A 24,396-nucleotide genomic window follows, 5' to 3' on the forward strand; every position below is an offset into this window, starting at 1 on the left:
CCAGTCGTCAACCGAGCGGGAAAGGACGGATTAAGCAGCAGGCGGAACGCCCCTTACATCAGGGACAACCCGCCCGCCGTCGGTCCTTTCCAACGCTTGATCGACGCCGGATCGGCGCTCGTTCAACGCGGGATCACCGCTCATTCAACGCTGATTCAGCGCGGCGGCTCCGGCTTTTTCGCGCTGTCCGGATGCTCGATCCAGGCCTTGAGCTCCGCCGCCCGCGCATGCTTGGGCGAGAGCTCGATGAAGGCCTGGTACGCGGCCCGGGCGCCGGTGTCGTCACCCGCGCGCAGCAGCGCGTCGCCGAGGTTCAGGTGCGCCAGCGCGCGGCTGCCGTCCATCTCGATCGCCTTGCGGTACCAGCGCGCGGCCTCGGCCGGCTTGTCGCGCTTGTAGTAGATGAACCCCAGGTTGTTGGCCGCCAGCGCGAACTTCGGCTGCAGCTTGAGCGCCTCGGTGAAGGCGGCCTCGGCTTCGTCGTAGCGGCGTTCCTTGTAGAGCTGCAGCCCGCGGTCGTTGGCGCGTTGCGCCGCGATGCGCGCGCTGGTCGGCGCGGGCGCGGCGCTGGTCGCGATCGCCGTGTCGGTGCCGTCCAGGCCTTTCAGCGTGACCTGCACCGCGGTGGCGCTTGCCGCCGGTGATCCCGGCGCGGCGCCGGTCGGCGCGGAGGCCTGCGCCACCGGCTGCAGCTGCGCGTTGCGGGCGTCGTCCGCCTGCTTGGCGAGCGCGCTGGTCTTGACGTCGAGCTGGTTGCTGTCGCCGCTGAGCGCCTGCTCCTGCGTGGAGGCGAGCTCGAAGATGAACTCGCCGCCCTCGCTGCCCGGCAGGCTGCCGAACGCCGGGGTCTGGTGCGCGATCGCGGACACGGCCGGCGCGACGTAGGCGGCCAGCTCCGTCGCGGTGATGAGGCCGTCGCCGTTGAGGTCGGCCTTGCCGGACAGCGCCTGCAGCAGCGTCCAGGTGAAGACCGAATGGCCGCCCGGACCGTCGTCCGCGACCTGCTGGTCGGCACCGCCGGCCGTCATCATCTGGCGGCCCATGCGGCGCGCGTTGTCGCGCACGAAGTTGGCGCTGCCGCCCGGCGCGCCGCCGCGCGTCAGTCCGAGTCCCGAGTAGCAGGCATCGATGACGAAGAACGCATGCTTGGCCGGCAGGGCCTCGCTGAGCTCCTGCAGCTGCGGCATCGCGATCGCGTCGGTCTGCAGGTCGTCGGTGCCGGCGTCGACCGGGATGATGTAGCCGACGTCGCGCCCGCTCGGCAGCTTGCGCGTGCTGCCGTGGCCGGCGAAGAACACGAACACGCGGTCGTCGCGCTTGAGCTTGCCGTCGCCGCCCTTGCGCGCCATGCCGTTGAGCGCGCGCAGGATGTTGGCGCGCGTCGCGTCGCCGTCGGTGAGCGTGGTGACGTTCTCCGGCCGGAAGCCGAATTGCGTCTGCAGCGTCTCCTGGATCGCGCGGGCGTCGCGCACCGCATGCTGCAGCCGCGGCCAGGCCTTGTACTGGTCGATGCCGATCACCAGCGCCACGCTGTCGCGATAGAGGTTCGCGCCGGCGAGATCCGGCGGCGCGACGTCGGCGGCCGGCGTCTCGGCCGCGACGATCTTGCCGTCCTTCCAGGCCGCGAACTTGTAGCCCTCGGCCTTCAGCTGGTCCAGCACCAGCGGCAGCGCCTCGACGGTGCGCGCGTGGATGTCATGGAACAGCACGATGCCGCGCTGCTGCTTGCCGAGCTCGCCCAGCACACGCGCCGCGATCGACTTGGGGATCGGGTCGGACCAGTCCAGCGAATCGACGTTCCACATCATCGAGCGCAGCTTGAGCGCCTCGATCGCGCCCAGCGCGGCGTCGTTGCGCGCGCCGTAGGGAAAGCGGAACAGCGCCTGGCCGTCGCGGCCGGCGGCGTCGAGCAGCGCTTCGGTGGAGCTGGCTTCCTGACGGACCTTGTCGAGCTCGAACTTCGACATCACGCCGTGGCTGAAGCTGTGGTTCGCGATCGGATGGCCGGCGGCGAGCACGCGCTTGGCCACCTCGCTGCCGGGGCCGGGCTTGACCTTGCCGCTGGCGTCGACGCTGCCGAGGTTGCGGCCCAGTTCGAAGAACACGGCCGGCGCCTGGTAGCGCTTGAGGATCTCCAGGATCTCGTCGGTGTAGCGCGGATGCGGGCCGTCGTCGAAGGTCAGCAGCACCGTCTTGGGCGGCAGCTGGCGGCCGAAGAATTCGCGCTCCGCCTTGGTCGGTCCGCGGGTCGCGGCCGGCGCCTGGGCCGTCTGCGTGGCGGGGGCCGCGGGCGCTGCGTCTTCCGGTCCGTCCGTCACGCTCGGACGCGCCTGCAGGTCCGGCAGGATGGTCGCGTAGTCCTTCAGGATGCGGTCACGCGCGTACAGGCCCTTGAGCTTGGCGACGTAGTCGGTCCACTTCTCGCGCTTGGGCACGATGCCGCGCTGCGCGAAGCGGCCGAAGGTGTCGCGCAGTTCCTGCTCGTAGGCGTTCTCGATCTCGGCCAGCACGCCCAGGTCCTCGCCCGCGCGCTTGGCCAGCTTGAGGCCGGCGATGCTCTGCGAGGTCGAGAACTGCTGCGAGAGCTGCGTCAGGAATTCCTTGAATGCGAGCCGGTCGGCGTCGAACCACGACGGCTCCTGCTCGATGCGGTCCAGCAGTTCCGACAGCGCGGCGAGGCCGGCGGCATCGGTGCTCTTGCCCGCGGTCTCGACGAGCGCCCGGATGCTCTCCTGCATGTCGTGGAAGAGCAGCATGCCGATCGATCGCACCGCCTCGCGCTCGGCGGGCTTGAGCGCCCCTTCGCCGTCCATCAGCACGATCATCTGGCGGTAGCGGGCCAGCACCTCGTCGCTCTGCTTGAGCAGCGTGGCGCTGACGGCCGGATTGGCGGAGGCGGCCTCGACCGGCGCCAGCGGCCGGGGCGCGTCCCCGGCAGGCTTGCAGCCGCTCATCAGCGTCATCGTGACGGCGGACGCCGCGGCCATGACGAGCGTTTGGGCGGTCATCCAGACGGCGCCCTTGCGTTGACTTCTCACTTGCATGCCTTCCCTCGAACCTTCCCTCAAAGTCCTCGCCTCCCGCCCCGCCGGACGCCCTCCTTCGGGCGGCGGCTGGGCGAAGCGGGCGCCATTGTGACCCGCTCTGTAGAATCCTCGGGTTTGTCCCACCCCTGAATGGCCGGTTCCGGCCCCAGCGCGCCATGAATCTCTCCGCCCTCACCGCCCTGTCGCCCCTGGATGGCCGTTATGCGTCGCGCATGGCCGCGCTGCGTCCGCTGCTGTCGGAATTCGGCCTGATGCACCGCCGCGTCCAGGTGGAGATCGAATGGTTCATCGCGCTGTCCGACGCCGGACTGGCCGAGCTGAAGCCGCTGTCGACGGCCTCGCGCGAGTTCCTGCGGGCGCTGGTGACGAACTTCTCCGAATCCGATGCGCAGGCGATCAAGGACATCGAGAAGACGACCAACCACGACGTCAAGGCGGTCGAGTACTGGATCAAGCAGCAGTTCGCCGGCAAGGCGGAGCTGGAAGGCGCCGGCGAGTTCGTGCACTTCGCCTGCACCAGCGAGGACATCAACAACACCAGCCACGGCCTGATGCTGAAGGCCGCACGCGACCAGGTGATCCTGCCGGCGCTGGACCGCGTCATCGAGAAGATGACCGCGATGGCCCAGACCCACGCCGCCGCGCCGATGCTGAGCCGCACGCACGGCCAGACCGCCAGCCCGACGACCGTCGGCAAGGAGATCGCCAACGTCGTGGCGCGCCTGCGCCGCGCACGCACCGTGATCGCCGAGGTGAAGCTGCTGGCGAAGATGAACGGCGCCGTGGGCAACTACAACGCCCACTTGTCCGCCTACCCGGAGAAGGACTGGGAGGCGTTCAGCCAGTCGGTCATCGAAAAGCAGCTGGGCCTGACCTTCAACCCGTACACGATCCAGATCGAGCCGCACGACTACATGGCCGAGCTGTTCGACGCCGTGACGCGCGCCAACACCATCCTGGTGGACTGGTCGCGCGACGTGTGGGGCTACGTGTCGCTGGGCTACTTCAAGCAGAAGACCAAGGCCGGCGAGATCGGCTCGTCGACGATGCCGCACAAGGTCAACCCGATCGACTTCGAGAACGCCGAGGGCAATTTCGGCCTGGCCAGCGCGGTGCTGACGCATTTGAGCCAGAAGCTGCCGATCTCCCGCTGGCAGCGGGACCTGACGGACTCGACGGTGCTGCGCAACATGGGCGTGGCGCTGGGCTATGCGCTGCTGGGCTACGACTCGCTGACCAAGGGCCTCGACAAGCTGGAACTCAACCAGGCCGCGCTGGACGCCGATCTGGATTCGTCGTGGGAAGTGCTGGCCGAGCCGATCCAGACGGTGATGCGCCGCTACGCGCTGCCCAATCCGTACGAGCGTCTGAAGGAACTGACGCGCGGCAAGGCGATCACGCGCGAATCGATCCAGACCTTCATCCAGGGTCTGGAACTGCCCGAGGCCGAGAAGCAGCGCCTGCTGGCGATGACCCCGGGCAACTACACCGGCACCGCCGAAGCGCTGGCGAAGCGGATCTGATCGGCCACACATCGACAAAGGGGCAGTGCCATCGGCACTGCCCCTTTTTTCGTCGGCCGGTCGATCAGTCGTCCCGGTCAATCGTGCCGGGTTGCCGCCAGCGGTGCCGGATGAGCAGCGCGCAGCAGGCGACCCACGCCACGGCGATGACCTGGAGCGCGCTGCCGATCAGGGGTTCCGGCGCGACCGCCGCCATCGCCCAGAAGGCCTCCGCGCCGATCGCGGCGCTCACGACCCCGAGGACGGCGACGCCGGCTCGCGAGAGCCGGGGACGGGTGCCGTCGACGGCGGCCGCCAGGAACACCAGCGTCACCCGGAAGACGACGGCCCCCACGCCAGCGCACCGAGGAGGGCCACGACCAGCGTCGGATAGGACCAGGCCGCGCAGCAGCCCGGCAGCATGAGCACGAACCGGGCCCCTGCGCCCGCCGCGATCATGCGCGCCACCGTCCGGAATGGACGGCCCCGGCACGGACGCGCGGGCGCGTCGGCGCTCACCGCGCTGCGTTGCAGGCCTGGGAGAACTTCGCCGCCAGACCGCCGCCGATGGCCCAGCCACCCAGCACGCTGATGAAGCTGCCGCCCATGCTGCCGACGGTGGCACCGATGCCGCTCCAGGTCAGGATCGTATTGGCGCAGGCGGCGCCGTCCGCCGTCGCGCGCCCTGCGGGCGTGCCCGCCCACGAATCGCCGCCGTACACGGTGTCGATCTCGGCGTCGGACAGTTCGCAGAGTGCCAGGACCTGCGATCCGCCAGACGTCGTCGATGCCGACTTGACGAGGGGCTGCGACGGGCTCGTTGTGATGAACTTCAAGATGTTCTCCTAATGGACTCAGAGGGCGTCACGACGTTGTGACAAGTCCATTGGAGCGACCCGCTTGATCGCCGCAAATAACCTCAACAAGTATGCATGCCTGGGGGAAGTCCGCGTTGTCACCGACCGCTTGCCGGCGCCAGGTCTTGCCACGTCGCGAACCGCGCGGCGTGCGAACCGGCCCGATCGCCGGGCCCCATGAAAAAGGGCAGTGCATTGCTGCACTGCCCTTGCACCTGGCGGGGAATCGGGGTTCGGGTGTCGCTCGGAGCAGCCCCGTCAGGCCCGGTGCCGGGGGAATCGGCACCGGTCAACCGTCGCCGGTCGATCAGAACTGGTAGGCCAGGCCCATGCTCAGACGATCGTCCTTCTTGTCGAAGCCGTTGGCTTGCGGCATGTTATTGAAGCGGGTGGCTTCAGCGCGCAGCGAGACGTTCTTCGTCAGCGCGTAGTCGACGCCGACACCCAGCTTCAGGCCAGTCTTGTCCTTGTCGCCCAGGCCGTTGTTGAAGTCGCGCTCGGCGTACGCCACGCCGACCTTGCCGTAGACACCGAAGCCCTTGCCCAGCGGGGCGCGGGCGATGCCGTCCAGCGAGTACACCTTGTTCTTCGCGGTCACGCCGCCGAAGTCGACCTTGCCCAGGTCGGTGTAGGCCAGTTCAGCGGCGAAGTTCTCGTTGAACTTGTAGCCGCCGAAGATGCTGTAGCTGTCCGAGGTGCGCTTCTGCGAATTGCCATCCACACGCTGCGTCGTCTTGCCGACGTCGCCGCCGATGTAGTACGGGGTCACCGGATCGGCGTGCGCGACGCCGACGCCCAGGGTCAGCGCGACGGCCGCGGCGGCCAGCAGACCGGCCTTCTTGCCGTTGATCGAAGTGCGCGTGTTGTTGTTGCTGTTCATCTGGAACTCCTTCAGAGCTGTTGATCGATCTGTCGTTCCGGGTCGCCTGGGTCAGTGATCAGGCTCGTTCGACATGGAGCTCATTCTGGGAATTCGACCGCGCCGCGTCTGTGGCGTGAGTTGAGCGCTTGTGTGACGGTCGATGACAGCCGTGCACGCGGCGCTTGACGAAGCTTCACGCGGGGCGGTCTGCGCACTGCGGCGGGGGCAGTACTCGGATCTTCAGGCCGCTTCAGCCGGCCAGTAGAGGAGCAGCCGCGCGCCGCCGAGGCGCGGCGCTTCGCCCAGTCGCGCATGCCCGCCGTGCGCGTGCGCGACGTGCCGCACGATGGCCAGGCCCAGACCGAAACCGCGCGTCCCCCGCCCCTTGCGCTCCAGCCGCTTGAACGGCTCGAACGCCGCCTCGCGCAGCGACGGCGGCACGCCTTCGCCGTCGTCGTCGATCGCGAGCCAGAGCTGGCCCGCCTCGACCCACGCCGTCAGCAGGATGCGGCCCTTCGCATACCGCGCCGCGTTGCGCAGCCCGTTGCGGACCGCATAGGGCAGCAGCCGTTCGTCGAAGGGCAAGGCGTCGGGCAGGCGCAGGTCGGTGTCCAGCGCCTTGCCGTCGAGCAGCGGCGCCAGCGAGGCCGCCTCCTTCGCGAGCATGTCGCCCAGGTTGCCCTGCATCACATGCGGCTGCAACGCGCCCATGTCGAGCCGCGCCAGCGTCAGGCTCGCGTCGATGAGTTCGTCGAGTTCGGCGATGTCGCGCTCGCAGGCCATCACCGCCTGCTCGCGGCGGTCGCGATCCTCCTCGTCGACCAGCGCATCGACCGCGAAGCGCAGCCGCGCCAGCGGCGTGCGCAGCTCATGCGAGACCGCGCCCGTCAGCTCGCGCTGCGTCGCCATCGCGGCCGCGAGCCGCTCCAGCATCGCCCGCGTCGCCGCGGCGACCGGCGCGAAGAGCCGGCTCTTCAACGGCGGCAGTTCAGTGTCGAGGCGGCCCGCGCTCAAGCGCTCCGCCGCGCGCTGCAGTCCGCGCAGATCGCGCCACAAGGGCCGCAGCTGCCACCACGCGATCAGCGCGACGGCCAGTGCGATCACCACCGCGACGCCGAGCTGCGCGGCGAGTTCCTTCGGCAGTTCGCCGGCCCGCTTGGAATCGAGCGGGCCGAGCAGCAGCAGCTGGTCGGGTTCGCCCGGCAGCGCCGCGTAGATGCGGCGGTTGAAGCCGGTGACCAGCACCTCGCCGCGTTCGAGCCGGCGGCGCTGGTCCGCGCTGAGCTGCGACAGGTCGGTGCGGATCAGCCGCACGGGATAGTCGAACTGCGCGTCCAGCTCGCGCACCCGCTCGCGCCGCGCCGGCGGGTCCAGCGGCGCGAGGTCGCGCACCAGCAGGTCCACCGTGCCGCGCATGAAGTTGCGGACGTAGTCGTTGGTGACCTCGGAGGCGCCGATCAGCACCAGGGCCTCGACGAGCAGGATCAGCGCCAGCACCGCCAGCCCGAGTCCCAGCGCCATCCGCAGCAGCGAGGCGCGCAGCGTGATCGCGGCCATCAGTCGATCGCGAAGAGATAGCCCTGCCCGCGCACCGTCTTGATCCGCACCGGCGCCTGCGCGTCGTCGCCGATCTTCTTGCGCAGCCGCGAGATGCGGGCGTCGATGGCGCGGTCCAGGCCGTCGAACTCCAGTCCGCGCAGGCCCTGCATGATGTCGTCGCGGCTGACGACCTGCCCCGCGCGATGCGCCAGGAAGTTCAGCAGCTCGTACTCGGCGGTCGTGAGGACGACGGGCTCGCCGTTCAGCCGCAGTTCCCGCGATTGCGGCAGCAGCGTCAGCGGACCGAAGTGCAGCGCCTCGCCGACCGGATGCGCCGCCGGCAGCGCGTCGCGGCGCAGCAGCGCCTTCAGCCGCGCCAGCAGCACACGCGGCGCCACCGGCTTGGCGATGTAGTCGTCCGCGCCGCCTTCCAGGCCCAGCACCTGATCGATGTCGTCGTCCCGCGCGGTCATCATCACGATGCGGCCGGCGAAATCGCGGCGCGTGTCGCGCAGCACGTCGAAGCCGTCCTTGCCCGGCAGGTTGCCGTCCAGCAGCACCAGGTCGAAGGTCTCCTGCCGCATCAGCGCCTCGCCGGCCAGGCCGTCGCCGCAGACGGTCACCGCGTAATGGGCCTTGCGCAGCGCGTCGGCGACCAGTTGCGCCAGGCGCTCGTCGTCCTCGATGAGCAGGATGCGCGCGCCGGTCTGAGCAGAAATGTCCATGGCAGCGAGCATAGGCGAGGCCCTCCCCGCCGACTTCAGCCACGCTTAAGCGCGCCTGCGCACGCGCGCGGCAGTGGTCGTGGACCTCAGCGGTCCGCCGGCACGTCCAGACGCCAGCCCGCGGGCGTGCGCACGGCCCGCAGCGTCGGATCGTCCGCCAGCGGCGCCCAGCGCTGCGCCAGGTGGTCCAGAGCCTGCGGGGAGAGATCCGTGCGGCTGGCCATCACGCGGTCGACGGTCTCCGGCGTCACGCAGGCCATCAGCGCCGGCCTCGCCGTGCCACGCAGCGCGGCATGCCAGCGCGCGCGCAGCGCGGCGATCTCCCCGGCATCGTCCCGCGGGGCCGGGTCATGCCAGCTGTAGACACGCGACAGCCCCTCGTGCGCCTCGGTCTGCTGCAGGCCCTCGTCGCTCATGCCGATCGCGAGCAGCACACGTCCGGACGGATGGTTCTCCGGGGCCGTCGTGCCCAGCAGATGCCGCAGGCCGAGCGCCTGCCGGCAGTAGTCGAAGGTGGCCGCCGCGGCTTCCCGCGCGTAGCCGTGGCCCCAGAAGCGCGCCGGGAAGCCGTAGCCGATGTCCGGATGCGGCAGCCCCTCGCGCTGGATCACGCCGGCCAGGCCCAGCAGCTCCCCGTCCTCGAGCCGCTCGACGGCCCAGAACCCGTAGCCCAGCAGCCAGTAGCGCGCCTCCAGCCGCTCGCGGATCCAGGCCGCAGCCTGCTCGTCGGTGCGGACCTGCGCGTCGTAGATGTGTTCGATCCAGGCCGGCTCGTTGAGCAGCCCGCGGACGAAGGCCGCATCCGATTGCCGGAACCACCGCAGGCGCAAGCGCGCCGTTCTCAACACGTCCATCCCCGCCTCCCAGCGCCCGGGGACGTCGCCCCGGATGTCATCGCAAGCAAAAGCGGGACAATACCGCACATGAAATTCATGTCGAAGCTGCAGGCCGCCGAGCGCCTGAACGACTCCCTGCTCTGCGTCGGGCTGGATCCCGATCCCGCGAAGTTCCCGACCCACTGGAAGGGCGACGCCGGCCGGATCTACGACTTCTGCGCCGCCATCGTCGACGCCACCAAGGACGTGGCGAGCGCGTTCAAGCCGCAGATCGCCTACTTCGCCGCGCACCGCGCCGAGGATCAGCTCGAGCAGCTGATGACCCACATCAAGCGCCACGCGCCGCACGTCCCGGTGATCCTCGACGCCAAGCGCGGCGACATCGGCGCCACCGCCGAGCAGTACGCCCGAGAGGCCTTCGAGCGCTACCAGGCCGACGCGGTGACGCTGTCGCCGTTCATGGGCCGCGACAGCGTCGAGCCCTACCTGCGCTACGCCGACAAGGGCGCCTTCCTGCTGTGCCGCACCTCCAACCCGGGCGGCGACGACTGGCAGATGCAGCGCCTGGCCGACGTGCCGGGCCAGCCGCGCCTGTTCGAGCACCTGGCCGCGCTGGCCGAGGGCGACTGGAACGTCAACGGCCAGCTGGGCTTGGTGGTCGGCGCGACCTACCCGAAGGAGATCGAGCGCGTGCGCGCCCTCGCCCCGACGCTGCCCCTGCTGATCCCCGGCGTCGGCGCCCAGGGGGCGACGCCGCGGCGACGGTGTCCGCAGGCTGGCGCCAGGGCGGCGGCACGGTGATCGTGAATTCCTCCCGCGCGGTGCTGTACGCGTCCGCCAGCGAGGACTTCGCCGCTGCCGCCCGCCGTGTGGCGCTGGCGACACGCGACGCGCTGCGCCCGGCCGCCACGGCCTGATCCGCCGGCGGTGACGCCCGCCAACTAGTTGGCAAAAACCTCGAACGCGCACCGAACCGGGCGCGTTTCGGGATTCCACGCCTCTGCAGAACACCCTCGGCTCACCGAGACTCCGTTACCGGACGTTGCAATTCCGGGCCGCCGCACGCCGATCTGGCATGCCGCTCGCCCCGGACCTTTCCAAGGAGAGAAAGGGCATGTCCATCCATAACGAGTTGGGGCGGGGTCGAGTGAGCAAGGATTCCCAGGACGATCTGAGCAGTCTGGTGGGGCACGAACTGTCGCGCGGCGACAGCCTGCCCGCGACGCTGCAATGGCGCGCCGCGCGGCTGTTCATGGCCGCCTGCGTGCTGCTGTCCGGCATGGCCGGCCTGATGCTGCTGGCCAGCGCCGGCGCCTCGGAACCCCTGGGCGGCCTGCTGCCGCCCGTGCTGGCGCTCGTGACCACCTTCGCCGGCCTGGCGATGCTCTGGCGCCTCCCGTCCCACCACGGCCCCGCGGCGGCGGTCGCGCTGATGTGCCTGGCGATGGCCACGGCGCTGTCGCTGGCGGTGTCGCGCCAGCTCGGACTCAACGCGGCGAGCCTCGGCATCATGGGCCTGATGGTCGCGCTGGGCACCGGCATGATCGGCCTGGGCGCGGGACTGTCGCTGTTCGGGCTGGGACTGGCCGCGCTCGGCGGCCTGGCCTCGGCGGAACTCGGCGGCTGGATCCAGGTCGGCACCGCGCCGGTCGGGCTCACCGCCCGGCTGCTGACCCAGCTGCTGCTGCTGACCTCCGGGCTGGTCGTCGGCCTGGGCACGGCCAAGCTGATCCGGCGCGCGATGCAGGAGGTCAACGACCGCCACGCGCGCTTCCGCCACCTGCTCAACATGGCGGCGGACTGGTACTGGGAGATGGACCGCCAGTTCCGCTTCACCCACCTGACCGAGCACAACCCAGGCGCCTCGGGCCTGTCGATGGCCGAGCGGCTGGGCCGCGCACCGTGGGAGATCGAGCACCTGGGCCTCTCCGACGAGGAACTCGACGCCCACCGCGCCGACCTCGAATCCCACCGCCCGTTCCGCGCCCTGGTGATGCGCCGCACGTCCGAGGACGGCACGCTGCACTACGTGTCGGTCAGCGGCGAGCCGCGCTTCGACGCCAAGGGCAACTTCCGCGGCTACTGGGGCGTGGGCCGCGACGTCACCGACGAGGTCCAGACCGAACAGGCCATGGTGGCCACCGAGACGCGCTACCGCGAGCTGTTCCGCCGCTCGCCGTCGCCGCTGGTGCTGCACCGCTGGGGCCGCGTGATGGACGCCAACCCGGCGGCCATGGCGATGTTCGGCTACACGCAGCGCTCGTCGATGATCGGCCAGGACCTGTTCTCGCACTACGAGCCCGGCGACGAGGAACGCGCCCGCCAGCGCGCGGCCAAGATCGAGGCGATGCCCGTCGGCGCGATGCTGCCGATGACGGAGTTCCGCCTGCGGACCCTGTCGCGCCGCCGCCGCCTGGTGCAGGCCACCAGCGTGCGCGTGGACGCGGCCACCGGTCCGGCGACGCTGTCCTTCTTCATCGACCAGACCGAGACCTCGCGCGCGCAGGACGCGCTGCGCCGCTCCGAGGCGCTGCTCTCCCACCTGTTCGCGACCAGCCCCGACGTGGTCACGCTGACCGAGACCGTCAGCGGCCGCTACGTGATGGTCAACAAGACTTTCGAGCTGGTCAGCGGCTACACCGCCGACGAGGTGCTGGGCCGCAGCTCGGAAGAGCTGGGCATCTGGCAGGACATCGCCGACCGCGAGCGGCTGGTCGAGGCGCTGCGCCAGCACGGCCGCGTCAGCGACCTGCCGGCGAGCTTCGTCAACCGGCGCGGGCAGACGATCCCGATGCTGCTGTCGGCCGCGCCCTTCGTGATGGACGGGATGTCCTACCTGGTCGTCAATTCGCGCGACGTCAGCGACACCGAGCGCACGCGGCTGGTCCATGCGGCGATCCTGGAGAACGCCTCGATCGGCATCGCGCTGACGCGCGACCAGCACTTCGTGCAGGCGAACCGGCTGGTGGAGGAGATGTTCGGCTGGCCCGCCGGCGGGCTGATCGGCCAGGCCGGCGGCGTCGTGTGGCCCAACCCGGAAGACTACGAGGCCGTCGGCCACGAGCTGGGACCGCGCCTGGCGGCGGGCGAGCAGGTCGAGGTCGAACGCCTGATGCGTCGCCGCGACGGCAGTCGCTTCCTGTGCCGGATCCTGGCGCGTGCCGTGGACCCGAACCACCCCAGCCGCGGCGGCACGATCTGGATCATGGAAGACGTGACCGAGCGCCGGCGCGTCGAGGCCGCGCTGGCGCAGGCCAAGGACGAGGCGCAGGCGGCCAACCGCGCCAAGAGCGCCTTCCTGGCCAACATCAGCCACGAGATCCGCACGCCGCTGAACGGCCTGGTCGGCCTGGCGCGGCTGCTGCAGCAGCCGGATCTGAACGGCGACACGCGCAGCCACTACCTGGACCAGATGGTCGACAGCGCAGAGAGCCTGGCGGGCCTGATGTCGGACATTCTGGACCTGTCCAAGATCGAGGCCGGCCGGCTGACGCTGGAGACGGTGCCCTTCGCGCTGCGCGACATGCTGGCGACGATGCGCATGGGGTACCTGACGCTGGCGCAGGCGCGCGGGCTGGGGTTCAGCATCGACGTCGACGACGCGGTGCCGGCCTGGGTGATCGGCGATCCGGTGCGCACGCGGCAGATCCTGAGCAACTACCTGAGCAACGCGCTGAAGTTCACCGAGCAGGGCCGCGTGGCGGTGCAGGTGCGCCGGGTGGACGAGCGGCGACTGCGCGTCGAGGTCAGCGACACCGGTCCCGGCATCGCCGAAGCCATGCACGAGCGGCTCTTCCAGCCCTTCACGCAGGCCGACGAGTCGACCACGCGCCGCTACGGCGGCACGGGCCTGGGCCTGTCGATCTGCCGCGAGCTGGCGACCTTGATGGGCGGCGATGTGGGCGTGGACAGCCAGCCCGGCGCGGGCGCGACCTTCTGGGCCGAGCTGCCGCTGCCCGCGGCGCCGGCACCGGTGAGCGCGCAACGCCGCGCGCCGGCGGACGACGCGGAACTGGCGGGACGCCGCATCCTGATGGTCGAGGACAACCCGGTGAACATGATGATCGCCGTGGCCATGCTCGAGCAGTGGGGCGCGGAGGTCTCTCAGGCCAGCGACGGCAGCCAGGCGGTGGAGGCGGTGATGGCCGCGGCCAGCATGGGCAAGCCCTTCGACGCGGTGCTGATGGACGTGCAGATGCCGGTCATGAGCGGCCACGAGGCGACGCGCCAGCTGCGCCAGCGCTACGACGCGGCGGATCTCCCGATCATCGCGTTGACAGCGGCGGCACTGGTCCAGGAACGCGACGAGGCGCTCGCCGCCGGGATGAACGAGTTCCTCACCAAGCCGATCGACGCGCAGCGGCTGAGGCAGGTGCTGGTGAAGCTCACGGCGGATTGAACAAATGGACCGCGCTCGAACTTCTGGTTCGAGCGCGGTCGATCGCTTGTTTCAGCGCAGGCTGAGCGTCGCGCCCTTCCAATCCGCCGCCTGCCATCGCTGGAACGCACCGAGCATCGCCACATCGCCGGTCTGGCGCCTGGTCTCCAGCGTGTCGAGGTCGACCAGTTCGTAGCTGCGCTTGTAGCGGCCTTCGGCGCGGGACTCACGCGCGACCAGCAGTTCCTTGCCGCCGGGCACCCAGCCGGCGAACTCCGCGTAGCCCAGGCCCGGCTGTGCCGCCACCGGCGGCAGCACCGACACCTTCCAGCCTTGCGACGTGCGGCGCAGCAGTTGAAGCTCGCGCCAGCCGTCCGCCGGCACCGACGCGATCGCGATCGCGTTGCCCTCGCGGTTGATCCGCGCCGACGCCGTCATCACCAGCCCCCATGCGCAATGGCGCAGCAGCGGTGCGCTGCCTTCCTTCGCGCCGTTCATCGTCAGGGTGAGGCAGGTCTCGCCGGGCTGACCGGCCGCGACGTTCAGCTTCACCGCGCCCAGCGTCTGCTCCGACGCACCGGCCGGCAACGCCGCCCAGCGCATCGCGTTGCCGCGCATGGCGGCGTCGTTGTAGGCGGGCTGGTCGTCGTCGGAAAGCTCCGCCGGCACGACGCGGGCGAAGGCTTCGAGCGAGCGGCGCGATGCGGCCGACGAAGCGTCGACCTGCAAGGTCGCGGGTGAAACGGCCGCCCCGGCGGCGCCCGCCACGCTCGCACGCCGCGCGCGGATGAACGCCAGGCTGCTCCACACGCCCGACTGGCGCATCAGCACGCGGTTGCGCCAATGCGTCGCCAATGCCGGGTCATGCAGGTCGACCTTGTCGAGGACGTCCGCGCGCCACTGGTCCATCTGCTCGCGCTGCGGCGGCGTCGCGACCGGATCCAGACAGTCGACGCGCGTCAGCGACAGCGCGGCGCGCGCCCTCTGCTCCGGCGTCGCCGACGGCATCGCCAGCACGCGGCGGAACGCCTCGCCGTCGTAGCAGAGCTGCATCGCCCCGGCCTCGCGCTCCAGCGTGCGGAAACGCAGGCCGTAGCGCGCGGCAACGTCGAGCTGCGCGGCGACCTGCGTCTCGGCGGCGGTCGGCGCGACCGTCGCACCGTCCGGGCGGGACTGCGCGCGCGAGGCGCGATCGGCCAGGCGCTCGGCCAAGGTGCCCATCGCGTCGAGCGCCTCGGCGCCGTCCGCGCCGTTCATCTGCGCGGCGCTCGCCGCCTGCACATAGGCAGCAGCCAGGCCCAGCCCGAGCGATTCGGAGCCTGGCTGCTGACGCACGACGCGCAGGGCGGCCAGCAGTGCGTCCGGCTGCGCGGCCGGCCCGCTCAGCGGCAGCAACGCGGACTTGCGGACGAAGCCGCCGCGCTCGCGGCGGTAGTCGTAGACCTGGAAGTGGTCCGGGCGCTCGCCGCGGATCTCCAGCGCCTCGCCGCGCCAGAGCTGCGCCTGCGCCGGCGAGGAGTCCTTCGCCGCCGCGCGCATCGCGACGCTGTCCTGCACCACCAGCGCGGTGCGCGGCGCCGCGTCGTCCGGCGAGACGCGCTTGATCGGCGGCTTCGGCGCGGCATCGTCGGCCGGCGCGCTCGTGGACGCCGCCGTCGACGTGGCGGCATCGGCCGAGTGGACGCAGAGCAGTTGAACGGCGACGGCGGCGATCGCGGCGGCCATCACGACCTTCAGGCGGCACATATCGGAACCCTTTCGACTCAGGATCAGGGACGGGATCAGGAACGCGGGGGCGCGATGGCGGCTCATTGCGAGGTCCCCTCGCCTTCGACTTCCGGACGGCCTTCCGGACGCGTCTCCTGCTTCGTCCCCAGCAGCGTCTTGCCGATGAATCCGCCGTCCGACGGGGGCGGCGCGATGATCACCTGCACCTTGTCGGAGAGCTTGTCGGCCATGGCCTTCTGGATCAGCAGCGGATGGCGGCTCAGCAACGCGCCTTCGGCGGCCATCTGGTCGACCGCGACCTTGCCTATGCGCGTCTGGCGATAGGCCTCGGCGTCGGCCAGCTTCTCGCGCGCCTTGGCCTCGCCCTCGGCTTCGATGCCGCGCGCCTGCGCGTTGCCCTCGGCCATGCGGACCCGCGCGACGCGCTCGGCTTCGGCTTCCAGCTGGCGCTGCTCGACCTGGCGCTGCTTGAACGGCAGCACGTGCTTCATCGCCTCTTCCTGGCCCTTGGCCGCGATGATCTGCTCGCGCGCGGCGGCTTCCGCGGAGGTCTCGCGGCGGACCTTCTCGGCGGCCGCTTCCAGCTCGGTCTGCTTGACCTGCTTCTCCTTGAGCTCCAGCGTGTAGCGCATCTTCTCGCTGGCCAGGCCTTCGGACAGCAGGTTCTCCAGGCCGGTGCGGTACTCCTGCGGCAGGTCGACGTTGCCGATCTCCAGGCCGCGCAGCACGATGCCGTCCTGCGCCAGCTTGCGGCGCAGTTCCGACTCCAGCGCGGCCTGGATGGGGCCGCGCTGCGTGGAGAAGATCTCGCGCACCGTGTGCGTCGCGATCTGGCGGTAGACGATGCCCTGCAATGCGGGGGCGATCACGTCGCCTTCGATGTCGTCGGGCAGCGAGGCGGCGAGCTGCGCCAGGCGCGTCGGGTCGACGGTCCAGCGCACCGTCAGGTCCAGGCCCAGGGACAGTCCTTCCAGCGACTGGAGCGGCGCTTCGCCGTCCGCGCGGGCGAAGCGTTCGGGGTGATAGCTGCGGTCACGCACCGGCAGATCGCGGACATCGTGCAGGCCGGGGATCTGGAGCATGGAACCGGAACGGGCCTCGGTCACGCCGCCGGTCAGCACGTTGGTGCGCAGGCTGACGGCGCCGCGCGGCACCTCGTGAACGGGGGATGCGTCACCAGCAGCGCCACCGCGCCGGCCACGGCGGTCAGGCCGGCCAGCCAGGGCAGGCAGCGGACCAGGCCGGCACCGGCACGCTTCAGCGGCGCGCCCAGGCCACCGGCACCGGCGCCTTCGCCGCCGAACTCGTCACCGAGTGCGTCGCCCTGGCTGCGGCGCGAGAAACCGGGCAGCCGAGCCTTGAGCCGCGCGGCGGCGTTGCGGATCGATTGCAGGCGGTCGTTCATGAGGTCCTCCGGGGTTCCCGTCGATCGGGTGTTGGGATGTCGCTCATGGTCCGGAAAGGGCCCGGAAGCCTCAATGCGGGCGTCGGCCGGTCCCTTCACGGTCCGGAAGAAACCCTCACAGGCCGGTCGCGCCGGTGAACGCCACGCTGTCGATAATCCGCGCCATGGCTATCCCCAGGAACAAGGTCGCCGTCATCGAGGACGACCGCCCCACCAGCGAGCAGCTCACCGGCTGGATCCGCGCCGCGCGTCCCGAGCTGCAGGTCGACCAATGGTTCGACCGCGACGCCGCCGAGGCCGCGCTGGCGCGCGAGCGCTACGAGATGGTCGTGCTCGACATCGAGCTCGGCCGCGAGCGCAACGCCGGCATCGCGCTGATCAACGAGATCAACAAGCTGAACGCCGGCACGCCGGTGCTGGTCGTGTCGGCGATGCCGGCCGCCATCTACCGCGGGATCATGAAGGCGCTCGACGCCTGGGACTACCTGCAGAAGACCAGCTTCGACGAGGCCGAGTTCATCGACACCTTCCTCGACATCCTGCGCGCCGCGCGCGCGCGGGAAGCCGCCGAACCGGTCGCGGCCGCGCCGGAGGCGCTGCAGCTGGATCCGCTCTGGCAGCGCAGCCCGCTGTGGAAGGGCCAGCGCATCAACCTGCCGCTGACGGCGCAGCGCATCCTCGCCACGCTGTACCAGCGCGCGCCGCAGGTGGTGTCGTACGAGGAGCTGTACGACGTCGTCAAGAGCGGCCGCACCCGCGACAACGTCCGCAAGCACGTGTCGACGCTGCGCGAGGCGCTGAAGGAAGTCGATCCGAGCTTCGACGCGATCGAGAACGTGCCGATGCGCGGGTTCCGGTGGTCGGGGCCGCGGTGAGCGCCGATATGCGTGCCGACAGGGACGCGGCATGAAGCTTGGACCGGTCGAGTTGCCCGCGCTGGTCGTGCCGCGCCTGGGCCTGGCGGCGTTCCGCCGCCGCGCGGTCGTGCACCTGGCCTTCCTGCTGCTGGCCCTGGCGACGATCGGCCTGGTGCTGACCGTCCTGATCGACCAGAAGCAGCGCGCCTACCAGCGCTATGCGCAGGGGTTCCGCCAGTCGCTGTCCGAGATCGTGCTGCAGCTGCGCCATCCGAGCGGTCAGCTGGCGCTGCTCAATCCGACGATGGGGGCGGGCGACCGCGACGGCCAGGCACCGGTGCTGCTGCCGTTCTCGGCGATCGACTTCGACGACCAGAACAAGGCGCAGCGCGCCGTCGAGATGGCCGGCTGCGGCCTGCGCTGGCCCGACGGCGCGAGCCTGTGCGCAGCCGTCGGCGCGAACGCCTATGCGGGCGGTTTCCTCTACCTGGTCGGCAGCCTGGAGAGCGGTCCGCTCGCCGGCCGTGAGCACGGCGCGCTGGACCTGAGCGGCGTTCACCGTGCGCGCGTGACGCTGAAGCTGCGCGGCAGCACCCAGACCTGGATCGCGCCCTTCGAGGGCGCCGCCTCGGCCGACGGCACGCAGCGGGGCCGATTGACCGGCTTCCTCGGCGCGGGCCCGCAGCTGCCCGGCAAGGCGCGCCCGATGCGCGAGTTCCGCGGCTGGCTGTGGCGTGAAGGTCCGTGTGCCGAAGGCAGCAGCGGACCGGACTGCGCGCGGCGCACCTTCTATTCGATCCGGCTCCCGGTGGAAGCGTTCCAGGACGCGCTCTTCGACGACGCCGGCCGCCGCGCCCGCCCGGTCTGGCCGCCAGCGGACCTGGACCAGATGCGGGTGCGGGTCGAGCTGCTCGGCCCGTCGGAACCCACCGGCTCATCCACCCCGCCTGCCGCCGTTGCGTCCGATGCCGTGCCCGCCAGGGCGGCGGCCTCCGATGCAGACATCACATCGGCATCGGCATCGGCATCGATGCCAGTTCTCTTCGACAGCGCCCGGCCGGGCGCATCGCTCGCGCTGTCGCTCGACCGGATCGGCGCCTCGCTGCAGCCGGGCGAGACGCTGCGCATCGAGCGTCTGGGCAAGCAGGCGACGACGATCGCCGAACGTCGCGGCCCGGAGCTGTCGGAACGGGCGCTGCCGTGGCTGATCCACGTGATGCGGCGCCTGCCGGTGCAGGGCGAGATCCTGGGCGTCGGCGCCGGCACCGACGCGGCCGAGGTCCGCTGGCTGACCGCGTCCGACGACGTGGCCACGCCGAGCGGCCGCTACCGGCTCGACCTGCGCGGCGACCTGCGCAGCCTCGACCGACAACTGGCGCTGGAGGCGCGTCCGCTGGCCTGGCTGGCGGCGGCGATGCTGTCGGCCATCGCGCTCGCCTGGCTGATGGTGGAGCTCGGCCTGATCCGCGGCATCGCCGTGCTGACCAAGCGCGCGGCCGCCGTCTCCTACAACATGCAGGACGCGCGGGCCGAGCAGCGCATCGGCGAACTCGACGTGGCCGACCTGCGCGGCCGCGACGAGCTGGGCATCCTGGCCGGCAGCCTGGCGGACGCACTGACCCGCGTGAAGGACGGCCTGCGCCGCGAGCAGCTCCGGGCCGAGCGCGAGCGCGAGATGTGGCACGCGGTCGGTCACGAGATCATGTCCCCGCTGCAGTCGCTGATGGTGCTGCACGGCGCGGGCGACGATCCCAGCCACCGCTATGTGCAGCGGATGCAGCAGGCGGTGAAGGTGCTGTACGGCAGCGCGCCGCCGAGCGAGGCGCTGGCCTCGGCCGACCTGCACACCGAGGCGCTGGACCTGGCGGCCTTCTGCCGCGAGGTGGCCGCGAACGCGCACTACGCCGGCATCGATCACGTCAGCTTCGAGACCGCCCTGCCCGAGCCGCAGCCGGTGCACGCCGAGGCCTACGCGCTGGAGGACGCCGTCACGCACGTGCTGCGCAACGCCGACCGCTACCGGCCCGAGGGCACGCCCATTGCCATCACCCTGGAGGCGGGCGAGCCCGGCTTCGTCCTGCTGCGCATCCGCAACCAGGGGCCGCACATCGATGCGGCGATGCTCGAGCAGATCTTCGAGTACGGCGTCTCCGACACCGCCCCGCAGGTCAACGGCGAACGCCGCGGCCAGGGGCTCTTCGTCGCGAAGACCTACCTGGCGAAGATGGATGGCAGCATCCGGGCATTCAATGTGCCGGAAGGCGTGGTGTTCGAGATGAGCCTGCGCCGCGCCGCGGCGTGACCGGCTCCGCCCGCTCCGCTCCGCCGGAACCGTTCCGACCGGGCGGTGGCCTCTGACAGATCAAGGAGAGTTCCCATGCCGATGACCCCCCAATACGCATTGACCGAGCCCATCCGCGACGCCGTCGATTCGCTGTCGAAGGGACATCCGCTGCTGCTCGAGTTCGGCGCCCCGTGGTGCCCCATCTGCGAGGCCGCGCAGCCCCTGCTGGCGCAGGCCTTCGACGGCCGGCACGCGATGGTCCAGCACATCAAGGTCGAGGACGGCAAGGGCCGGCCGCTGGGGCGCTCGTTCAAGGTAAAGCTGTGGCCGACGCTGATCTTCATGCGCGACGGCCAGGAGGTGGAACGCCTGGTCAGGCCCACGAACGCCGCGGATATCCGGGCGGCGCTGGAGCGCATCGACAACACGTGACGGACAATCGGGCCATGACCCAAGCCCATGTGCTGCTCCCCAAGGACGGAGCCCCCGACCTGCTGTTCGTGCTGCTGCACGGTGCCGGCGGCGACGCCGAACAGATGCGCCCGCTCGCCGAGGCACTGCACCGCCAATACCCGCGCGCGGCGCTGGTGCTGCCCGAGGGCTTCGAGCCCTTCGACGCCATCCCGGGCGGCGGCGCGGGCTTCCAGTGGTACTCCGAGCAGGGCGACGACGCGGCCAAGGCGGAGCGCCTGACCGAGGCCGTGCCGTCGCTGGTCGCGCTGGTGCGCGGCTGGGCGGAGAAGCTCGATCTGGAATGGGGACGGGTGGCGCTGGGCGGCTTCTCGCAGGGCGCGATCCTGGCGCTGGAGGCGCTGCAGCAGGAAGAGGCACTGGCCGGTCGCGTGCTCGCGTTCGGCAGCGCGTATGCCTACTGGCCGCAGCATGCGCCCAAGGATGTCTCCATCCATCTGCTGCACGGCAAGGACGACAGCGAACTGCCCTACCCCGCGCTGCTGAACGCGGCCCGCGAGCTGATGTCGCTCGGCGCCGACATCACGGCGGACGTGCTCCCGAACATCGGCCATGAGTTGCATCCGGCGCTCGTCGAGCGCGCGATGGAACAGCTGAGGACCTTCATTCCCGCGCGCCTGTGGCGCGAGGCCGTGATCGCCGCAGCCGAGCAGGACAAGAACGAGCCGCGGCACTGACCTGACGACCCGCGTCAATCGAGGGTGACTTCGGTCCTCACGGTACCGGCCCGATCCGCCCACGCGGCGAGGCTGAGGCGCGTGCCCTGCGGCGCTCTCACGACCCATTCGCCATACGCGCGATCGCCGGTGATGTCGCGCTCCGGCAGGAAGGCGAGCTGCGTCTGCTTGGGCGCATGGCCCTCGAGCTGCGGCCCTTCCATGCGCGGCTTGCCGCTGACCAGCCCGACCTCCGGATCCACTGGCAGGAAGATCTCGAACATCACGCCGCGCGTCTGCTTGCGCGCCAGCGCCTGCTTGGTCACGTAGGCCGGCAGCCAGCCGCTGTTGCCCACCGCCATGCGCACCCGCCACGTGTCCGGTCCGAGCGCACGCACCTCCGTGCGCAGCAGCTCCAGCTTCGGCAGGCTCAACGCGATCTGGTTCATCCACGCCGGGAAGCGCGCCGCCTCGCGCTCGCGCAGGTGCGGCGGCGGGTTGCGCCAGAAGTTCATCTTGTCCCAGCCGCCGATCTCCACCGGGCCCAGCTGCGGATGCATGAACGAGGTCCACTCGACGTGCGCCTGGCCGCCGCAGTGCTCGTCGCTCCACTTCAGCAGCTTGAGGTCGTCCTCCACCGGATGGTCGCGGAACCAGTCGATCCACTTGTAGCCGGTGATGCCGGCTTCCTTGTTGGGCGACCACAGCTCCACCACCCAGAACAGCGCGCCCAGGTGCTCGTACACCCAGTCCTGCGTCCCGGTGATCACTTCCTTGGGGTGGTACTTGAACTCGTGCCAGATGCTCACCGCCGGATAACCGGTGTGCTGCTCGCCGAGCTTGGAGAAGCGCTGGAAGGCCCACAGGTCCTCCGGCGGCATCTCGTCGTCGCTGCGCGTGCCGCAGGGCCGCAGGATCACGCCGCTGTGCGTGTGGAAGCTGATCGCCGCGCCGATGTTGGGATGGCCCACCATGAAGTCCACCATCGCGCGCACCTCGGGCTCGCTGGTCGGGTACGGGCCGGCGCCGACCTGCTCGAACTCCTGCCGCCAGCCGGCGGGGAAGTTCCGGTTCAGGTCCAGGCCCTCGCTGTCGCGGTTGACCTTGATGCTGAAGCCGTCGTGGTTGATGACCAGCCCCTCGGGCATCAGGCGGTAGTACTCGCCGCCGAACTCGCCGGGCTGGCGCGGGACCATCAGGCGCGGATCGTCCGCATGCTTCTTGTAGCCGCCGTGCGGATCGGCGACGCGCATCGTCAGGATGCGGCCGTCGCCGTCGATGTCCTCGACGCTCAGGCCCTCGACCGGCTCCTCGTCGAACGGATACGGCCGCGTCGACGAGCGGATGTGACGCGGCCGGTCCGCCAGCGCGAGCTCCGCGCCGTCCGGGTTCAGGCGCGGCACCATGTAGATCGTGCGCGTGTCCAGCAGGTGCGTGGCCTGCGGGTCGGTGCCGTACTTGCTCAGCAGGTCGTGCAGGTAGTACAGGCAGGTCGTGCAGGCGGTGAGCTCCGCGGCGTGGATGTTGCCGTCGACCCAGAACGCGGGCTTCTCGACGTCGATGCCGGTCGCCGTGTTGGTCAGGATCAGCACCCAGATCTCGCGGCCCTCGAAGCTCTTGCCGAGCGAGCGCACCGACACCAGGTTGGGACAGGCCTCCGCGTAGCTGAACAGCAGTTGCGTCAGCGCCTCGTAGCGCGGGAATTCGTCGAAGCGCGGCGTCGGCAGCATCGGGGTGGATGCAGGCGCGGCGGCGGGCGGGAGAGCGGTCATGGGCGTCCCAGGGGCGGTATCGGTGCGACCGATTTTGCATGCCCACGCCCTGGCGACCGAGAGGCCTCTCCACGACCGGACAGCGCGTTTTCCCTGAGACGGGTTAAATTGCTGGCCTTGCACGTGCGCGCCGTCGTTCCGACGGGCGCGCATCGCACGACATGAACGAACGATCGAATGAACGACGCCACCCGGCGGTCCGCGAGGACGCCGGCGCGAAGCTGGAGAGATGGCTGTGAATCACTGCGAGAAGATCCCCTTGGGGACGCAAGGGGCGACCGAGTGGGAAGTGGTGCATCTGCCGTCCACGCTGGGCGACTTCCAGGCGCGGGCCTTCCGCAGCCCGGCGACGGGCTCGGAGCACCTGGTGCTGTCGGTCGGTCCGCTGCAGGAGCGCGGCGGCCTGCTGCGCGTGCACAGCGAGTGCCTGACCGGCGACGTCTTCCAGTCGCTGCGCTGCGACTGCGGTCCGCAGCTGCAGGGCGCGCTGGACCTGCTCAAGGACGAGGGCGGCATCGTCATCTACATGCGCGGTCATGAAGGCCGCGGCATCGGCCTGGTCGAGAAGCTGCGCGCCTACGCGCTGCAGGAAGCCGGCGTCGACACCATCGACGCCAACCTGCGCCTGGGCCATGCCGAGGACGAGCGCGACTACGCCGACGCCATCGACATCCTGTGCCTGCTGGGCGTGAAGAGCGTCCGGCTGATCACCAACAACCCGCAGAAGCGCGACGCGCTGGTCGAAGGCGGCATCGAGGTCGAGGCGCTGGTGCCGCTGCGCATCGCGGCGAATCCGCACAACGAGCGCTACCTCGAGACCAAGCGCAAGCGCATGGGGCACTACCTGGAGTGATCCGGGACCGCGGCCCAGGCGCATTCCGGCGGTGACTCGGCAATGACGCGGGACGTCCATCCATGACTCTCCTGCACGCCGCCCCCGCCGCGGGCTTCGACGAGCCCTTCGCGCTGATGGCCGCGTGCCACGAGCGGATGGCACGGACGCTGGACCTGCTCGAACGCCTCGGCGCGCATGTGGCCACGCACGGCGGCGACGCGCAGGCGCGGGACGCCGCGAGGGACGTGCTGCGCTACTTCACGATCGCCGCGCCGCTGCATCACGAGGACGAGGAGCTGCACGTCTTTTCTCGCCTGCGCGAGCACGGAAACGGCGAGCTCGCCGACCGTCTGCTGGCCGACCATCGGGAGATGAAAGCGCGCTGGGCCGCGATCGTTCCGGACCTGGAAGCGATCCTCGACGGGCCGATGCCCGACGACAAGCTCGCCACCGCGCGTGAGCGCTGGCGAGCCTTCGCCACGCTCTATCGGCGTCACCTCGATGCCGAGGACCACGACGCGTATCCGGCGGCCCGGGCGGCAACACCTGACCCCGAGCAGCGGGTGATGGGCGAGGAAATGGCCGGCCGGCGACGCGGCTGAACGCCTCGCCCCGGGGCGACGGCCCCGATCCCTTTTGTGA

General features: G+C 70.7%; 19 protein-coding genes and 1 pseudogene. 9 read left to right on the forward strand and 11 right to left on the reverse strand.

From position 1 onward, the window contains the following. Nucleotides 1-155 precede the first annotated feature (155 nt). Entirely contained in the window at nucleotides 156-3,044 is a 2,889-nt protein-coding gene (locus tag ACQ859_RS00635; RefSeq protein WP_431264165.1) for a polysaccharide deacetylase family protein, read from the reverse strand. 158 nt (nucleotides 3,045-3,202) lie between these two features. Between ACQ859_RS00635 and purB the strand changes: the two genes are divergently transcribed. Beyond that, complete coding sequence (gene purB / locus ACQ859_RS00640) at nucleotides 3,203-4,570, forward strand: adenylosuccinate lyase (protein ID WP_431264166.1); 1,368 nt, start codon at nucleotides 3,203-3,205, stop codon at nucleotides 4,568-4,570. Between the two features lie 64 nt (nucleotides 4,571-4,634). On the opposite strand, the gene ACQ859_RS00645 is transcribed toward purB, so the two are convergent. The 6 genes from ACQ859_RS00645 to ACQ859_RS00670 form a co-directional block, all read right to left on the reverse strand. Next, the gene (locus tag ACQ859_RS00645; RefSeq protein WP_431264167.1) at nucleotides 4,635-4,904 is read right to left on the reverse strand and encodes a hypothetical protein; all 270 of its coding nucleotides are present in this window, start codon (nucleotides 4,902-4,904) and stop codon (nucleotides 4,635-4,637) included. A gap of 160 nt (nucleotides 4,905-5,064) precedes the next feature. Next, a complete protein-coding gene (locus ACQ859_RS00650) occupies nucleotides 5,065-5,385 on the reverse strand; it encodes a hypothetical protein (RefSeq protein ID WP_431264168.1) in 321 nt (106 codons plus the stop codon). A 328-nt stretch (nucleotides 5,386-5,713) separates the two neighbouring features. Beyond that, nucleotides 5,714-6,286: an outer membrane beta-barrel protein gene (locus ACQ859_RS00655; protein WP_431264169.1), complete on the reverse strand. Its 573-nt coding sequence runs from the start codon at nucleotides 6,284-6,286 to the stop codon at nucleotides 5,714-5,716. Between the two features lie 222 nt (nucleotides 6,287-6,508). Further along, on the reverse strand, nucleotides 6,509-7,825 hold the full coding sequence (locus ACQ859_RS00660; protein WP_431264170.1) for an ATP-binding protein: 1,317 nt from the start codon (nucleotides 7,823-7,825) through the stop codon (nucleotides 6,509-6,511). Further along, on the reverse strand, nucleotides 7,825-8,532 hold the full coding sequence (locus ACQ859_RS00665; protein ID WP_431264171.1) for a winged helix-turn-helix domain-containing protein: 708 nt from the start codon (nucleotides 8,530-8,532) through the stop codon (nucleotides 7,825-7,827). The genes ACQ859_RS00660 and ACQ859_RS00665 overlap by 1 nt, the downstream gene beginning before the upstream one ends. Before the next feature lie 86 nt (nucleotides 8,533-8,618). Further along, a complete protein-coding gene (locus tag ACQ859_RS00670; RefSeq protein ID WP_431264172.1) occupies nucleotides 8,619-9,386 on the reverse strand; it encodes a GNAT family N-acetyltransferase in 768 nt (255 codons plus the stop codon). 69 nt (nucleotides 9,387-9,455) lie between these two features. Between ACQ859_RS00670 and pyrF the strand changes: the two are divergent. Then, nucleotides 9,456-10,285: pseudogene (gene pyrF / locus ACQ859_RS00675) on the forward strand (orotidine-5'-phosphate decarboxylase). Nucleotides 10,286-10,482: 197 nt separating this feature from the next. Continuing rightward, nucleotides 10,483-13,767 (forward strand): PAS domain S-box protein, encoded by a 3,285-nt coding sequence (locus ACQ859_RS00680; RefSeq protein ID WP_431264173.1) that lies wholly within the window; start codon nucleotides 10,483-10,485, stop codon nucleotides 13,765-13,767. 51 nt (nucleotides 13,768-13,818) lie between these two features. Here ACQ859_RS00680 and ACQ859_RS00685 read toward each other — a convergent pair whose 3' ends face one another. The 3 genes from ACQ859_RS00685 to ACQ859_RS00695 all read right to left on the reverse strand — a co-directional run bounded on the left by ACQ859_RS00685 (nucleotide 13,819) and on the right by ACQ859_RS00695 (nucleotide 16,879). Continuing rightward, nucleotides 13,819-15,492 carry a hypothetical protein gene (locus ACQ859_RS00685; protein ID WP_431264174.1) on the reverse strand — a complete coding sequence of 558 codons (1,674 nt, stop codon included), beginning with the start codon at nucleotides 15,490-15,492 and terminating at the stop codon, nucleotides 13,819-13,821. A 62-nt stretch (nucleotides 15,493-15,554) separates the two neighbouring features. Then, nucleotides 15,555-16,628, reverse strand: coding sequence for an SPFH domain-containing protein (locus tag ACQ859_RS00690; protein ID WP_431264175.1), 1,074 nt, complete (start codon nucleotides 16,626-16,628; stop codon nucleotides 15,555-15,557). Next, the gene (locus ACQ859_RS00695; protein WP_431264176.1) at nucleotides 16,589-16,879 is read right to left on the reverse strand and encodes a hypothetical protein; all 291 of its coding nucleotides are present in this window, start codon (nucleotides 16,877-16,879) and stop codon (nucleotides 16,589-16,591) included. Before ACQ859_RS00695 ends, ACQ859_RS00690 begins: the two co-directional genes overlap by 40 nt. 164 nt (nucleotides 16,880-17,043) lie before the next feature. Between ACQ859_RS00695 and ACQ859_RS00700 the strand changes: the two genes are divergently transcribed. The 4 genes from ACQ859_RS00700 to ypfH all read left to right on the forward strand — a co-directional run bounded on the left by ACQ859_RS00700 (nucleotide 17,044) and on the right by ypfH (nucleotide 21,168). After that, nucleotides 17,044-17,754, forward strand: a complete 711-nt coding sequence (locus ACQ859_RS00700; protein ID WP_431264177.1) for a response regulator — start codon at nucleotides 17,044-17,046, stop codon at nucleotides 17,752-17,754. Between the two features lie 31 nt (nucleotides 17,755-17,785). Continuing rightward, nucleotides 17,786-20,038 (forward strand): ATP-binding protein, encoded by a 2,253-nt coding sequence (locus ACQ859_RS00705; protein ID WP_431264178.1) that lies wholly within the window; start codon nucleotides 17,786-17,788, stop codon nucleotides 20,036-20,038. 75 nt (nucleotides 20,039-20,113) lie between these two features. Then, nucleotides 20,114-20,452 carry a thioredoxin family protein gene (locus ACQ859_RS00710; protein WP_431264179.1) on the forward strand — a complete coding sequence of 113 codons (339 nt, stop codon included), beginning with the start codon at nucleotides 20,114-20,116 and terminating at the stop codon, nucleotides 20,450-20,452. Nucleotides 20,453-20,466: 14 nt separating this feature from the next. After that, nucleotides 20,467-21,168, forward strand: a complete 702-nt coding sequence (gene ypfH / locus ACQ859_RS00715; protein WP_431264180.1) for an esterase — start codon at nucleotides 20,467-20,469, stop codon at nucleotides 21,166-21,168. A 14-nt stretch (nucleotides 21,169-21,182) separates the two neighbouring features. On the opposite strand, the gene ACQ859_RS00720 is transcribed toward ypfH, so the two are convergent. Continuing rightward, a complete protein-coding gene (locus tag ACQ859_RS00720; protein ID WP_431264181.1) occupies nucleotides 21,183-22,919 on the reverse strand; it encodes a M14 family metallopeptidase in 1,737 nt (578 codons plus the stop codon). A gap of 229 nt (nucleotides 22,920-23,148) precedes the next feature. Between ACQ859_RS00720 and ribA the strand changes: the two genes are divergently transcribed. Beyond that, nucleotides 23,149-23,772, forward strand: a complete 624-nt coding sequence (gene ribA / locus ACQ859_RS00725) for a GTP cyclohydrolase II (RefSeq protein ID WP_431260197.1) — start codon at nucleotides 23,149-23,151, stop codon at nucleotides 23,770-23,772. A gap of 62 nt (nucleotides 23,773-23,834) precedes the next feature. Next, nucleotides 23,835-24,356: a hemerythrin domain-containing protein gene (locus ACQ859_RS00730; protein WP_431264182.1), complete on the forward strand. Its 522-nt coding sequence runs from the start codon at nucleotides 23,835-23,837 to the stop codon at nucleotides 24,354-24,356. Nucleotides 24,357-24,396: the final 40 nt, after the last annotated feature.

Source organism: Roseateles chitinivorans (assembly GCF_050632235.1).
In the GTDB taxonomy this organism is placed as follows: Bacteria; Pseudomonadota; Gammaproteobacteria; order Burkholderiales; family Burkholderiaceae_C; genus Roseateles; species Roseateles chitinivorans_A.